Here is a 14,254-nt window from a genome sequence, read left to right on the forward strand (position 1 = left end):
GACGAACTGCGGGCCGGAGACGGCGAACTGCATCGGCAAAAATTCGGCGGGAAAGAGTGACGCAAAGCGCCGCAAGCCGCAACTGGAAGAACGACGAAGAGAAACGTCTCCGGAGGGCGCGAGAGATTCGCCCAAGACCACGCTCTCGACGGGCTCGAGGAAATCCCACGGGCCCGTCGTCGCTCAGTGGCCCTGCTGTTCGTCCCTGCGCCGCTGCCAGCGGTCCTCGATACGGTTCATCATCGAGCGCCGCTGCCTGGCCTGACGGCGCGCCGGGGCACCTGTGCCACCTCCGGCACCCGCACCGGACTGCTGCTCACCGGGCTTGGGAGCCTTGCGCCAGCCGGTGACCGCCAGCACGGCGCAGCCGAGCATGACGAGGAAGCCCACCACACTGATCCAGATCTGCTGCGCGACCATGCCGGCCATGAGCAGGGCGATACCCACCAGGAAGCCCGCGACCGCTTGGTAGACCCGTCGCCGGGTGTACGTACGCAGCCCGCTTCCCTCAAGCGCTGTCGCGAACTTGGGATCTTCGGCGTACAGCGCTCGCTCCATTTGCTCGAGCATGCGCTGCTCGTGCTCCGAGAGCGGCACGGAGTCCTCCTACTCGTCGGTCGCGGGGGGCGACCGGGGTGCGACCCTTTCAGGATAGGCAGGGAATCGCCCCCGTGAAACCCGCCCCTCGACGCCAGTTCACTGTCCGGGCCGCCACGGCGACCGGTGGTGATGCTGCCTGCATTCCCCACCCGCCTATCCGTCATGCCGGAACGTCGTACCCCGATCATACGGGGCGAAGGGGCTGATCGGGTGGTCTGTGGCCGACTGCACGCGGTAGTCGCGTGAGCCGCGTGGGTCAGTCGCGCTCCGCGAGGACGTGCAGCTGGGTGGCCACGGAGTGGAACGCGGGCTGTTCGGCGGCGGCCGCCTCGAGCTTCAGCAGGGCCTCCATGGCGCCCGGCTCGGTGTCCACGAGCACCCCGGGGACCAGGTCGGCGAAGACGCGTACACCGTGGACCGCGCCGACCTCCAGGCCGGTGGCGGACACCAGCTCGGTGAGCTGCTCGGCGGTGAAACGGCGCGGCACCGGGTCGCCCTCGCCCCAGCGTCCGGCCGGGTCGGTGAGGGCCTGGCGGGCCTCGGTGAAGTGGCCCGCGAGGGCGCGTGCGAGAACGGCGCCGCCCAGACCGGCCGCGAGCAGGCTGAGGGTACCGGCCGGGCGCAGCGCGTCGACGGCGTTGCGGACGCCCTCGGCCGGGTCGTCGACGTACTCCAGCACGCCGTGGCAGAGCACGGTGTCGTAGCCGCCGCGCTCGACGACGTCGAACAGGCCGTGGGCGTCGCCCTGGACCGCGCGTACCCGGTCGGCGACGCCCGCCTCCGCGGCACGGCGCTCCAGGGCGAAGAGGGCGTTGGGGCTGGGGTCGACGACCGTGACGCGGTGGCCGAGGCGGGCGACCGGCACGGCGAAGTTGCCGGTGCCGCCGCCGGTGTCGAGGACGTCCAGGGCGTCGCGGCCGGCGGCCTTGACCCGGCGCTCCAGGGCGTCCTTGAGGACCTCCCAGACCACGGCGGTACGAAGGGATGCGCGCGGGCGCAGCGGGTCAGACACGGCGGGTGGCTCCTCGGCGGGGGCATGAACGTCTAGGCGTCCACCACCCTATTCCGTCCCGCGCCGTCCGCCGCCTGCGGAGCCGCCCGGAGCGAACGTGGCGCCCGGCGGGACGGCGGGTCCGGGCCCCACCCCACCCCACTCCCCTCCTCCACCTCCGCCTCCCCGGCTCAGCCGCTCCTCACCCCGCCCGCTGGGGTGGCAGTGAGGGCTGGAGGAGCAGCATCCGCTCCACCAGGCGCAGGAACATGGCGGCGTCGCGCAGGAGATCGTCGGCGTCACGGCGGCTGGCCGCGCCCGCTATACCGGCCTCGGCCTTCGCGCGGCGGGCGGCGCCGGCGGCGAACAGGGCGCTCCACTCGGCCAGTTCGGGCGCGACCTCGGGCAGCACCTCCCAGGCGCTGCGGATACGCTGCCTGCGGCGCACGGTGGTCTCCGGCCGGCCGCGGACGGCGAGGACGGCGGCGGCGGTGCGCAGCGCGGCCAGATGGGCCGTGGCGAACTGCTCGTTGGGGGTTTCGAGGGTCTGTGCTTCGTCGAGGCCCTGCTGGGCCTGGGTGAGCAGGTCGAGTGCGGCGGGTGGTGCGGTCGCCCGCCGCAGGACGGGGTGGACATCGCTCGGGGGACCGTACGCAGCGGAGCTGCCCCTGTCGGGACGAGCTGCCATGACGAACCTCCTGTCGTCGCATGCCGGTTCGGGACCGAATGCCGATTCGGACCGTATGAGCCCATCGTGACGTGCACCACTGACAATCGACACTGACCTGCACTTTCGTCGGAAAGGGGACGGGTTCGCCCGCGCAGGCGCGGGAACGGATTCCCGACATCCCCTTGCGGTACGGGGGGTGGGGTGCGGCATACTTTTTGAACTGACCAGTCAGTTCAAGGGAGGGGATCGTGGACAGCACCCCGCACGGGGCGGCGGTCACGGCCGCGGGATTCGGGGTCAAGGGCCCCCGCGGATGGGCGTTCCGGAACATCGACTTCACCGCCGGGCCCGGCTCACTGATCGCCGTACAGGGCCCTTCGGGCTCGGGCCGTACGTGTCTGCTGCTCGCGCTCACCGGCCGGATGAAGTCCGCCGCGGGCACCGCCGAGGTCGGCGGACTGCCGCTGCCGAAGAGGAAGGCCGCGGTCCGGTCCGTCACCGCGCTCGCCCATGTGCCGGGGGTCGCCGAGCTCGATCCGGCGTTCACCGTGGGCGAGCATCTGCGGGAACGCGCCCTGTTGCAGGGCCGGTTCGGCGGATCGCTGCGGGCGCTGCTGCGGCCGCGGCAGGAGCGCAGGGCCGCGGCCCGCGCCCTGGTGGACGCCGCGCTGTCGGCGGCCGGCCTCGACCTGGAGACGCTGCCCAAGGGGATCCGTACGTCCGTGCGCGACCTGGAACGGCTGGAGGCGCTGCGGCTGTCCGTGGCGCTCGCGCTGATCGGCGGCCCCCGGCTGCTGGCCGTCGACGACACCGATCTGAAGCTGTCCGCCGACGAGCGCGCCGCGGCCTGGAAGATGCTGCACGGCCTCGCGGCGGCCGGCACCACGGTGCTCGCGGTGTGCAGCGAGCCGCCGGAGGGCGACGCGGATGTGGTGCTGGTGCGTACGGGCAGCCAGAGCGGCCCGTCCGGATCGGACCGCACCGGCAGCGCGGACAACACGGACAGCACACCGGCCGGCGCCCCCGCCGCCGACGGGCACGACGACGAGGAGGGGGCGGCCGATGCGCTCGCCGAAACTGGCCGCGCTTGAGCTGAAGCGGTTCGGCCGGGGGAAGCTGCCGCGCGCCGCACTGGCCGCCCTCCTGCTGCTGCCGCTCCTGTACGGCGCGCTCTACCTGTGGTCCTTCTGGGACCCGTACGGGCGGCTGGACAAGATTCCGGTCGCGCTGGTCAACGAGGACACGGGCGCGGCCGTCGACGGGAAGCGGATCTCGGCGGGCGACAGCATCGTCTCGGGGCTGCGGGACAGCCACACCTTCGACTGGCAGCCGGTGGACGCCAAGGAGGCCGCCCGGGGCGTGGAGGACGGCTCGTACTACCTCTCGCTGTCCATCCCGAAGGACTTCAGCCGGCGGATCGCCTCCAGCTCCGGGGACCATCCCGAAACCGGCGCCCTCAAGGTGCGGACGAACGACGCGAACAACTACATCGTCGGGCAGATCTCCCGGACGGTGTTCTCCGAGGTGCGCTCCGCGGCCTCCACGAAGTCGTCGCGCACCTTCCTCAACAAGATCTTTGTCTCCTTCTCGACGCTGCACGGCAAGACCGAACAGGCCGCGGACGGCGCCGACCGGCTAGAGGACGGCATCGGGCAGGCCAAGCACGGCACGGGCAAGCTGGCCGACGGCCTGGGCACCGCGAAGAACGGCAGCGGCAAGCTGGTCACCGGCCTGGGCGACCTCGACGCGGGCGCGGGGCGGCTCTCCCGGGGCAGCTCCGATCTCGCCCGGGGAGCCGGGACCGCCGCCCACGGCTCGCGCCAACTGGCCGACGGTTCCGGGCAGGTGGCGCAGGGCACCCAGCAGCTGGCCGACAAGGTCAACGGGGTCGTCGGCAAGGTGGGGCCCTTCATCCGGGCGCACGGCAAGGAGATCGGCGAGGCGGCGCAGCTCGTCGCCGACGGTTCGCAGGCGGTCCGTGACCACCTGGACAAGCTCCCCGCCGCGGCCTCCACGGGAGCGAAGCTCTCCCGGGGGATCTCCGACCACATGGCCGCCTATTACCGGCTGCGCTGTGAGAGTGGGGTGCAGCTCGACACCTCCTGCGCGGAGCTGAAGCAGCTCAAGGAGGAGGCGGCCACCGCGGCGGACAAGGCCGAGGAGGTCAGCGGGTACGTCCACGACCAGGAGAACCTCGACCAACTGGGCCGGGATCTGGACACGCTGCACTCCCTGGCGAACGAGCTGGCGCAGCGCGGGCCCACCCTGGGCGCCGACATGGACGCCGCGGTCAAGAAGATCAACGATCTGAACGACGGGGCGCACAAGGTGTCGTCGGGGGCGCGCAAACTGGCCGCCGGCAATGCCCGGCTGGCCGCCGGCGCGGACACGCTCAACGACGGTGCGCACCGGCTGCACGACGGTACGGGCCGCGCGGCGGCCGGGATCGGCGACCTCGACTCCGGTGTGGGCAGGCTCAAGGACGGTGCGCAGACACTGAACGGCGGCATGTTCAAGCTCTCCGACGGCTCGCAGAAGCTGGCCGGCGGGCTGCACGACGGGGCGAAGCAGATCCCCGACTACGGCAAGAAGGACCGCGACGCGCACACCCTGGTCATGTCCGACCCGGTGCAGCTGTCCTCGGACGCGGCCCACAAGGCGCCGAACTACGGCACCGGATTCGCCCCGTACTTCATCCCGCTGTCCCTGTGGGTCGGCGCCATGGTGGCGTACATGCTGATCCAGCCGCTCAACCGGCGGGCGCTGGCAATGGGCGCGTCCTCCTGGCGGGTGGCGCTGTCCGGGTGGCTGCCGGTGTTCGGTGTGGGGGTGCTGCAGACCGCGGCGCTGATGTCCGTACTGCACTTCGCGCTCGGCCTGGAGATGGTGCGGGCGGCCGGCACGATCGGCTTCCTCGTCCTGGTCACGGCGTGCTTCTCGGCAATCGTTCAGTGGCTGAACGCGCAGTTCGGCCCCGCCGGGCGGATCCTGGTGCTGGCGCTGCTGATGCTCCAGCTGACCTCGGCGGGCGGCACCTACCCGGTGCAGACCAGCCCCGGCTTCTTCGCCGCCATCCACCCGTATCTGCCGATGAGTTACATCGTGGAGGGGCTGCGCCGGCTCATCACGGGCGGCGATCTCGCGCCCGTATGGCAGGGCAGTGTGGTGCTGCTGGCGTTCACCGCGGGGGCGCTCGCGCTGACGTCCCTGACGGCGCGCGGCCGCCAGGTGGTGCGGATGAAGGACCTCCATCCGGAATTGAGCCTGTGAGCACGCACCCGTCGGGGGGCGGCACAATCGCCCCCATGGACAGCTCCAATACACGCCGCGACGCCACCCGGCGCAAGCTCTTCGAGGCCGCGGTCACGCTCATCGCCGAACAGGGCTTCTCCTCCACCACGGTGGACGAGATCGCCGAGCGGGCGGGTGTCGCGAAGGGCACCGTCTACTACAACTTCGCGAGCAAGAACGTGCTCTTCGAAGAGCTGCTGCGGCACGGCATCGAGATGCTGGCGACGTCCTTGCAGGCGGCCGCGGAGGAGGTGGCCGACCGGGGCGGCAGCCGGATCGACGCGCTGGACGCGATGATCCGGGCCGGGCTGGACTTCATCTCCCGTTACCCGGCGCTCACCCAGCTCTACGTCGCCGAGCTGTGGCGCACCAACCGGGCCTGGCAGTCGACGCTGATGGTGGTGCGGGAGCGGGCCATCACTGTGGTGGAGGACGTGCTGCGGGAGGCGGTCGCCCGTGAGGAGCTGAGCGAGGAGATCGACATCCCGCTGACCGCCTCGGCGTTGTTCGGGATGGTCCTGGTGGCCGCCCTGGACTGGCAGTCCTACCAGCCGGACCGGTCGATCGACGAGGTGCACGCGGCGCTGTCGCGGCTGCTCCAGGGACGGATCAGCGGCCGGCCCTCGCAGTGACGGGAGGGTCCCCCGGAATCGGAAAGAGGGTGCGCGCCGGAGTGGTCAGGTACGGCGCGCACCCCTTTTTCTTCCCCCTGGGCCCGCACAAAAGTGTGCGCTGCCCTGGCACGGATCGTTCCCCCTCCGATCCGACCAGGACAGCGCTTCCCCCGTGCTCCCCCGTGCTCCCCCGTGTTCCCCCGTCACGTCCGGGAGCCGCGCCGCTCCGCCGCCCCGTGTCGGCGGTGCGGCGCCGCTTCCCTTCCGTGATCCCTACTCTTCCGTCCGGGCGCCCTCCGGCCCATCCGCGTACCTACTCATCTCGGCGTCTGAGTACGGATACTCAAACCTGAGCACCGGCCCCCAGTTGGGGCCTACGATCTGCGGCGTGTCCGTACTTCCCTTGGTGTTCACCAGTGGCTGGGCGAGCGGGATCAACGCCTACGCCGTCGTCCTGCTCTTCGGTCTGCTCGGCGCGACCGGCGTCACCGATGAGGTGCCCGCCGCGCTGCAGCGGCCCGATGTGCTGATCGTGGCCGGGGTGCTGTTCGTGGCCGAGGCCGTCGCCGACAAGGTCCCGTACGTGGACTCGGTCTGGGACGCCGTCCACACGGTGATCCGGCCCGTCTCCGGCGGCGTGGTGGCGGCGCTGCTGGCCGGCCACAACGGTTCGCTGCCCGAGCTGGCGGCGGGCGCGGTGGGCGGCTCGACGGCGCTGCTGAGCCACCTGGTCAAGGCCGGCACCCGGATCGCGGTCAACACCTCGCCGGAGCCGGCCAGCAACATCGTGCTGAGCCTGGCCGAGGATCTGGGGGTCGCGGGGCTCATCGCCTTCGCCGTGTTCCATCCGGTGGCCGCGGCGGTCATCGCGGGGACGCTGCTGGCCGCGGGGATCGCGGTGGTGGTCTTCCTGTGGTCGCGGATCCGCAGATTCCTCCAGCGACGGCGGCAGCGGCGGGCGGAGAAGCGGCCGGCCGCGGTGAACGGTGCGGCACCTCCGGTCACCTAACGGCGGCGTTCAGCCTGTGGCGCGCGGCCGCTGCCGGGCCCGGCCCTCCGTGGCCGTGCGGGCGTTGTCAGTGGGTCCGGATAAAGTCGCAGGCATGGCACGGATTGCGGTGATCGGCGCCGGGATGGGCGCGATGGCAGCCGCTGCCCGGCTGGCCGTCGCGGGCCACCGGGTGGCGGTGTTCGAGCGTGATGCGACGCACGGCGGCGCGGTGCGGCGGCTGGCACGGGACGGCTTCACCTTCGATACGGGACCCGGGCTGCTGCATCTGCCGGCCGTCTACCGCGATCTGTTCCTCAAGACCGGCCGGGAGCCGCTGGAGAGCTGCATCGAGCTGACCCAGGTCGACCCCGCCGCCCGCCATGTCTTCGCCGACGGCACGGCCGTCTCGCTGCCGAACGCCTCGCGGGCCGGCGTGCTGGCGGCCCTGGACGAGGCGCTGGGCACGGGCTCCGGGGAGCGCTGGAGCGAGCTGGTGGGCCGCGCCCGCGAGGCCTGGGACGCCACCCGCCGGCCGCTCCTGGAGGAGCCGCTGTGGACGGACTGGCGGGTGCTGGGGCGCGATCCGTATCCGGCGGTGCGCAGACGCGGCCTGTTCGGCCGGGGCAAGGGCCCCACGACCGCCACCCTCGCCGAGGTGGCCCGCCGCGAGCTGGCCGATCCCCGGCTGATCGCGCTGCTGGAGAGCCATGCGCTGGCGTACGGCTTCGACCCGCGCAGCGCCCCGGCGAGCGCCGTCGTGCTGCCGTACATGGAGCAGACCTTCGGGAGTTGGTACCCGCGCGGCGGGATGCGGGCGCTGGCCGACGCGCTGTACGAGCGCTGTGTGGCGCGCAAGGTGGAGTTCAGCTTCGGCGCGGCGGTGACCGGGATCGTGGAGAAGGACGGCAGGGCGGCGGGCGTCGAGCTGGCCGACGGCCGGGTTTCCGAGGCGGAGTTCGTGGTCGCGGGCGTCGATCCGGTGCGGCTCGTGGAGCTCTGCCGGGGACGGGAGCCGTGGGGTGCGGACGATGTCCGCCCCGCCCTGGGCCCGGGTGACCGTGCCACCGCACGGCTCACGGTCTGTCTCGCCCTGCGCGGGGCCCGCCCGGGGGACGCCGCGCACCGGACGGTGGTCCATGCCGCGGACCGCACGGCCGAGCTGGCGGGCGTCTTCGGCGACGGGTCCGGGCTGCGGACGCCCTGCGACCGGCCCACGGTGACGGTGCTGCGCCCGGACGACCCGGCGACCCGGCCGGACGAGGCCCATGAGGCCGTGACCCTGACCGCGACGGTGGCTCCGCACGGGCCGGTCGACCGGCAGGACGGGGAGGCCGTGGCGGCCGACGCGGAGCGGATGGTGGAGATCGCCGAGGCCGCGGTTCCCGGGCTGCGGGAGCGGGTGCTGTGGCGGGAGGTGCTGCCCCCGACGGAGGACGCGCTGGTGCCGGGACCGGCGCTGGCGGGCCAGGAGGGCCGGTTCCTGCGGCCCGGCAACCGCACCCGGATACCGGGGCTCTACGCGGTCGGCGGCTGGTCGCACCCGGGCGGCGGTCCGGCGCACGCCGGGATGTCCGGCGCGATCGTCGCGGGCCTGATCGTGAACGGCGACGACTGGCACGGCTCCACGTAGCGCTGCGCTTTGCTTTCGGCCCACGTTTTCGGCTTTCCCGCCGTAGTGGCTTCTCGCCGTTGCGGCTCCGCTGCGCGGGGCGTGGACGCGGGTGACGCTTGCGAGTGCCTCGCCGTGGCGCCTGCGCTGCGCGGGGCTTGGACGCGGGTGATGTTTGCGGGTTTCTCGCCGTTGCGCCTGCGGCGGGCGGGTGGTTGTCGGGTGCGGTGACGGACCTCCGGGGCCTGGTGTGTGGACTGCTTCGCTTTACGTCCACACACCAGGCCCCTCCGGCCCGTCCCCTCCCGTGGGAGGAGTAAGTGACGGTGAGTGGGGGCGGGCGCCCGTAGGCAGTTCACTGCGCTCGACGAGCCGCACCGGACCACCGGCGACCACCCCCACCAAGGTTTCTCCCACCCACCAACGGGAGGGGACGGGCCGGAGCGGGTGGGGGTGTCCGGACGTAAAGCGAAGCAGTCCGGACACCCCCACCCGCGGAGGCCCGTCACCGCACCCCAACAGCCCCGCGCAGCGGACCCGCCCGCCGCCAGGCGCAACGGCGAGCAACAACCACGGCGGGACAGCCGAAAACGTGGGGCCGAGGCAAAGCGCAGCGCACGGCGAGCAACACCCACGGCGGGAAAGCCAAAAACGTGGGAAGCCCTCAGTATCGGTCGTAGCCCGGCTGCCCGTACGGCGGATAGGGCTGCTCGGGCGGGAGTTCAGCGTCGCGCTGCTGGGGGACCCAGACGCCGCCGGGCGGGGTCTCGCCGTAGCCCTGGCCGGGGTACTGGCCCAGCGGCTGCCCCTGGCTGTCGTACTGCTGCGCGGCGTAGGGCGGTTGGGCGTAGGGGTCCGGCTGTGCGTACGGGTCGTAGGGCGCGGCGTACTGCTGGGCGCCGAGGTACGGATCGGCGTAGGGCGCCTGCCCGCCCTGGCCCGGATTGTCGCCGTAGGCCGCGTAGGGGTCGGCATAGGCGTCCTGGGCGGCCGGTCCCTGGCCGTAACTGCCGTCGTAGGCATAGCCGTTGCCGTTGCTGTTGCCGTTGGCGGCGGCGCCGTTGTAGGCGTCGTAATAGCCGTTCTGCTGGGCGCGGGCGTCGGGGCTGTAGATGCCGTACGTGCCGGTCTCGTCGGGCATCGGCTGCGGGGCGTAGACGGCGGTGGCGTCGGGCTGTGCCGTGTAGTCGTCCTGGACGGCGAACGCCTGGGTGGCGTAGGCGTCCTGGTCCTGCTGCGGCTGGTAGGGGTCCTGGCCGCGGTAGTCGTCGCCGGCGTTGTAGTTGTAGGAGCCCGGCCCTCCGTAGGAGCCCTGTCCGGCGAAGGTTTCCTGCGCGGTGAAGGGCTCCTGGCCGACGAGGGTTTCCTGTGCGGCGAAGGCGTCCCGGCTCTGGAAGCCGCCGGTGCTCTCGAAGGTGTCCGGGCCCCTGTCGGCGGCCGGGCCGGGGCCGTCGGCGGGCGGTACCGCCTCCAGGCCGGAGACCTGCAGGGTCGGTTCGGCGGACGGCGGGCCGGACGGACGGGCCCGCCGGCGGCGGCTCTCACCGGGCTTGCCGCCCAGGGACCAGCCGGTGGTGAAGCCGCGGCGGAAGGAGAGCGTGACCTGCGTCTGCCCTATGGCGAAGGCGATCAGGCCCAGCCCGATCACGATCACCGAGGGGATGATCACGCCGATGACCACGGCGAGGAAGCCGGTGAAGGCGAGCAGCCGCCAGCGCAGCCGCGCCTTGTACTGGAGCAGCACCTCACCCAGCAGCCACAGGGCGACCAGACCGAATGCGATGTAGAGGATCGTCCAGCCCATATACGCCCCTCTTCCGCCGCTCGCCGGCCACCGTGATCAGGACTGCTGGTGCAGCCCCAGATTCTCGTAGATTTCCAGGGTCGCCGTGGAGTGGTTCAGGGTAATGAAGTGCAACCCGGGAACATCCTCGGCCATCAAGCGTGCGCACAGTTCCGTTGCGTACTCGATCCCAATGGAGCGTACCGCCGCGGGGTCGTCCTTGACGGCCAGGATGCGCTCGGCCAACTCGGGCGGGAATGCCGCATTGCTGAGCTGAGCGAACCGTTCGATCTGGCGCACGTTCGTCACCGGCATGATCTCCGGAATGATCGGCGTGGAGCAACCCGCCGCCGCAACCCGGTCCCGGAGCCGGAAGTAGTCCTCCGGGTAGAAGAACATCTGGGTGATGGCGAAGTCCGCACCGGCCCGGCACTTGGCGACGAAGTGTGCCACATCGGTGTCCCAGTCCGTCGAGCGCGGATGCATCTCGGGGAAGGCGGCGACGCCGACGCAGAAGTCGCCGGACTCCTTGATCAGCCGGACCAGGTCGGCGGCGTAGCCGACGCCGTCGGGGTGCCTGACCCACTCGCCCATCGGGTCGCCGGGCGGGTCGCCGCGCAGCGCGAGCATGTTGCGGATCCCGGCGTCGGCGTACTGGCCGATGATGTTGCGCAGGTCCGCCGTGGAGTGGTTGACCGCGGTCAGATGGGCGACCGGGGTCAGGGTGGTGTCGGTGGCGATGCGCTCGGTGGCGCGCACCGTGCCGTCACGGGAGGTGCCGCCGGCGCCGTACGTCACGGAGACAAAGGTCGGGGAGACGGCCTCGATCCGACGAATGGCGTTCCACAGGGTCCGCTCACCCTTCTCGGTCTTCGGGGCAGCGAACTCAAACGAATAGGACTGCTTGCCGGAGGCGAGCAGTTCGCGCACCGTGTGCGCGCGATCAGTCCTGGTGGAAGCTGTACCTAGGGCCATACCGGCAGGTTAACCACCGGCCGGGCGCACACCAACCGTCATCGGCGTAATGCCTGGTTGGTCGGGTTCGTGTCCACTGACTGGACATTTTCCGGTCGCCGGGACGACAGAAAGCCGTCCCGCGCCGGCAAGCCGCGCCGCGAAGTGATACCGGTCACACCGGCCGGCTGCCGCGGCACCGCCGGGCGGCGGCTGCGCTCGTGCTCACTGCACCTGGTTTTCCCAGGTCCGGATGCGCTTGGCCAGGGAGGCGGCCGCGGCGCCCGGATCGTCCGCCTCGGTGATCGCGCGGACCACGACGACCCGGCGGGCACCGGCCCGCAGCACCTCGTCCAGATTCCCGGCGTCGATCCCGCCGATCGCGAACCAGGGGCGCTCGGGGGCGCGGGAGGCGGTGTAGCGGACCAGGTCGAGGCCGGGGGCGTGGCGGCCCGGCTTGGTGGGCGTGGGCCAGCAGGGGCCCGTGCAGAAGTAGTCCACACCGGCCTCGGTGAGCGCGGCGTCCACCTCTGCCTCGGCATGGGTGGAACGTCCTATGAGGACGTCCGGGCCGAGGAGGGCGCGGGCGGCCGGGACCGGCAGATCGCCCTGGCCGAGGTGCAGCACATTGCTGCCGGCCGCATGGGCGACATCCGCCCGGTCATTGACCGCCAGCAGCTTTCCGTGCCGCCGGCAGGCGTCCGCGAAGACCTCCAGATGCCGGAGCTCCTCACCGGCCTCCATGCCCTTGTCGCGCAGCTGGACGATGTCCACGCCCGAGGCGAGCACCGCGTCCAGGAACTGCGGAAGATCGCCCTGCCGCTTACGGGCGTCCGTGCAGAGGTAGAGGCGGGCGTCGGACAGGGCATGGCGTGCGGTGGTCATCGGGCGGCTTCCCCCCAGGTCGGGGGCGTACGGACCGGGCCTTCCGGCACGTACGCCCCTCGGGTGCGGTTACGGATGCGGGTGCGGCGGCCGGACGGGAGCGCGCCGCGCCGGGCGGATCAGACGGCGAGCGCCTGGGCCCGGCGCTTCACCTCCGTACCGCGATTCTCGCGCAGCGCCTGGGCGGGCGTGCCGGGCAGGCTCTCATCCGGGGTGAACAGCCACTCCAGCATCTCCACGTCGGTGAAGCCGTCGTCCTTGAGGAGGGTGAGGGTGCCGACGAGGCCCTTGACCACCTTGTCGTCCTGGATGAAATCGGCGGGCACATGCAGCGCCCTGTTCTCGCCGCGGCGCACCGCGATCAGCTGGCCCTCCTTGACCAGCTGCCGCACACGCGTCACCTCGACGCCGAGCTGTTCGGCGATGTCGGGGAGGGTGAGCCAGGCGGGGACGAGTCCATCGATGTTTGCGTCAATCTCGGTCACAGGACAAGCCTGCCACCTCGCACTGACAGCCGGTAGCCGGGCATCGCCATCAGGGGCTTCCTGCACACCGGCGGGTGACGTCGCCCGCCCGGCAACCGGCGGGCCATGGCGCGGGCCGGCGCCCGCTAGACGGCCGCGGCCTTCAGCGGTACGGACGCGTTCGCGGCCCGCTCCCGGTCCAGTACGACGCCCCGCTCGATCAGCTTGCGTCCCTGGGCGAGGTCCCGCGGCCGCCCGACGGCCAGCAGCGCGACGAGCCGCCCGTCCCGCAGCCAGATCACCGACCAGGCGGCCCCGGCCGGGTCACCGCGCCAGACCAGCTCGTCGGCGTTCCCGTGATGGCCCGCGTACTGCACGAACCGGCCGAACTGCTCCGACCAGAAGTACGGCACGGGGTCGTAGACCACCCCTTCGGCGTCGCCGCGGGCGATGTTCTCGGCGACCGTACGGGGACCCTGGAGGGCGTTGTCCCAGTGGTGGATCAGCAGGCGGGTGCCGTAGCGGGCCGACGGGAAGGAGGCGCAGTCGCCGACCGCGTAGACGTCGGGCACGGAGGTGCGCAGCTGGTCGTCGGCGAGGACGGCGCCGTCCTCCTGTGAGACCTCGACGCCCGAGCCGGCCAGCCAGGCGGTCGCGGGCCGGGCGCCGATCCCGACGACGACCGCGTCGGCGGGCAGGGTCGTGCCGTCGGCGAGGGTGACCGCGCCCGCGGTGACGGACGCGACCCGGGCGCCGGTGCGCAGCTCGGCGCCGGCGTCCGTGTACCAGCCGGTCATATGGGCGGCGACCTCGGCGGGCAGCGCACCGGCCAGCGGGCGGTCGGCGGCCTCGACGACGGTGACCGAGCAGCCCGCCTCGCGTGCCGCGGTCGCGAACTCGGCGCCGATCCAGCCGGCCCCGACGACCACGATCTCGTGCTGGGCGGCGAGCACCGGACGCAGCCGTTCGGCGTCGTCGAGGGTGCGCAGCAGGTGGACGCCGGGCATGCCCTCACTGCCGGGCAGCACGATCGGGTCGGCACCGGTGGCGAGCACCGCGTAGTCGTAGGGGACCGGGCCGTCGGCCGTCTCGACGGCACGGTCGTCCGGCAGCAGGGCGGTGACCGGGCGGCCGAGATGGAGCTCGATGCCGAGCGCGGCGAAGTCGACGTCGAAGGTGGAGCCTTCGGCCTTGCCCAGCAGGACCGCCTTGGACAGCGGCGGGCGGTCGTAGGGCGGGTGGGGCTCGTCGCCGAGGAGCGTGATCGCGCCGCGCCAGCCCTGTTCGCGCAGGGCGACCGCGGTCTGCACACCCGCGATTCCCGCGCCGACGATCACGACGCGCGGCGTGCGGTCAGGGGCCTGGGAGGACTTGCTCTGCTCGCTCACCCGATCACTCTAGG

13 protein-coding genes are annotated in these 14,254 nt (G+C 72.3%); 5 read left to right on the top strand and 8 right to left on the bottom strand.

The features are described from left to right. Nucleotides 1-183 precede the first annotated feature (183 nt). The 3 genes from NUT86_RS11905 to NUT86_RS11915 all read right to left on the bottom strand — a co-directional run bounded on the left by NUT86_RS11905 (nucleotide 184) and on the right by NUT86_RS11915 (nucleotide 2,279). Complete coding sequence (locus tag NUT86_RS11905) at nucleotides 184-597, bottom strand: DUF3040 domain-containing protein (RefSeq protein ID WP_093645950.1); 414 nt, start codon at nucleotides 595-597, stop codon at nucleotides 184-186. 259 nt (nucleotides 598-856) lie between these two features. Further along, nucleotides 857-1,612, bottom strand: coding sequence for a methyltransferase (locus NUT86_RS11910; protein WP_018090237.1), 756 nt, complete (start codon nucleotides 1,610-1,612; stop codon nucleotides 857-859). A 181-nt stretch (nucleotides 1,613-1,793) separates the two neighbouring features. Next, a complete protein-coding gene (locus tag NUT86_RS11915; protein WP_018090236.1) occupies nucleotides 1,794-2,279 on the bottom strand; it encodes an SAV_6107 family HEPN domain-containing protein in 486 nt (161 codons plus the stop codon). Nucleotides 2,280-2,509: 230 nt separating this feature from the next. Here NUT86_RS11915 and NUT86_RS11920 point away from each other — a divergent pair, with 230 nt between their 5' ends. The 5 genes from NUT86_RS11920 to NUT86_RS11940 all read left to right on the top strand — a co-directional run bounded on the left by NUT86_RS11920 (nucleotide 2,510) and on the right by NUT86_RS11940 (nucleotide 8,787). After that, entirely contained in the window at nucleotides 2,510-3,352 is an 843-nt protein-coding gene (locus NUT86_RS11920) for an ATP-binding cassette domain-containing protein (RefSeq protein ID WP_274735050.1), read from the top strand. Next, the gene (locus tag NUT86_RS11925) at nucleotides 3,324-5,531 is read left to right on the top strand and encodes a YhgE/Pip family protein (RefSeq protein ID WP_159488549.1); all 2,208 of its coding nucleotides are present in this window, start codon (nucleotides 3,324-3,326) and stop codon (nucleotides 5,529-5,531) included. The genes NUT86_RS11920 and NUT86_RS11925 overlap by 29 nt, the downstream gene beginning before the upstream one ends. 35 nt (nucleotides 5,532-5,566) lie before the next feature. Continuing rightward, complete coding sequence (locus tag NUT86_RS11930) at nucleotides 5,567-6,184, top strand: TetR/AcrR family transcriptional regulator (RefSeq protein WP_026169738.1); 618 nt, start codon at nucleotides 5,567-5,569, stop codon at nucleotides 6,182-6,184. 370 nt (nucleotides 6,185-6,554) lie between these two features. Continuing rightward, nucleotides 6,555-7,175 carry a DUF4126 domain-containing protein gene (locus NUT86_RS11935; protein ID WP_159488547.1) on the top strand — a complete coding sequence of 207 codons (621 nt, stop codon included), beginning with the start codon at nucleotides 6,555-6,557 and terminating at the stop codon, nucleotides 7,173-7,175. Between the two features lie 94 nt (nucleotides 7,176-7,269). Continuing rightward, on the top strand, nucleotides 7,270-8,787 hold the full coding sequence (locus NUT86_RS11940) for a phytoene desaturase family protein (RefSeq protein ID WP_274735055.1): 1,518 nt from the start codon (nucleotides 7,270-7,272) through the stop codon (nucleotides 8,785-8,787). Between the two features lie 643 nt (nucleotides 8,788-9,430). Here NUT86_RS11940 and NUT86_RS11945 read toward each other — a convergent pair. From NUT86_RS11945 to NUT86_RS11965, 5 genes are all read right to left on the bottom strand, one after another. Next, on the bottom strand, nucleotides 9,431-10,570 hold the full coding sequence (locus NUT86_RS11945) for a hypothetical protein (protein WP_274735057.1): 1,140 nt from the start codon (nucleotides 10,568-10,570) through the stop codon (nucleotides 9,431-9,433). A 36-nt stretch (nucleotides 10,571-10,606) separates the two neighbouring features. Continuing rightward, nucleotides 10,607-11,524 (bottom strand): methylenetetrahydrofolate reductase [NAD(P)H], encoded by a 918-nt coding sequence (gene metF, locus NUT86_RS11950; protein WP_026169737.1) that lies wholly within the window; start codon nucleotides 11,522-11,524, stop codon nucleotides 10,607-10,609. Nucleotides 11,525-11,728: 204 nt separating this feature from the next. Beyond that, nucleotides 11,729-12,388, bottom strand: a complete 660-nt coding sequence (thiE, locus tag NUT86_RS11955; RefSeq protein WP_274735060.1) for a thiamine phosphate synthase — start codon at nucleotides 12,386-12,388, stop codon at nucleotides 11,729-11,731. A gap of 119 nt (nucleotides 12,389-12,507) precedes the next feature. Continuing rightward, on the bottom strand, nucleotides 12,508-12,873 hold the full coding sequence (locus NUT86_RS11960) for an Rv2175c family DNA-binding protein (protein ID WP_018090227.1): 366 nt from the start codon (nucleotides 12,871-12,873) through the stop codon (nucleotides 12,508-12,510). A gap of 125 nt (nucleotides 12,874-12,998) precedes the next feature. Further along, complete coding sequence (locus NUT86_RS11965) at nucleotides 12,999-14,240, bottom strand: NAD(P)/FAD-dependent oxidoreductase (protein ID WP_018090226.1); 1,242 nt, start codon at nucleotides 14,238-14,240, stop codon at nucleotides 12,999-13,001. Nucleotides 14,241-14,254 lie beyond the last annotated feature (14 nt).

The organism is Streptomyces sp. G7(2002) (assembly GCF_028870195.1).
Taxonomy (GTDB): domain Bacteria; phylum Actinomycetota; class Actinomycetes; order Streptomycetales; family Streptomycetaceae; genus Streptomyces; species Streptomyces nigrescens.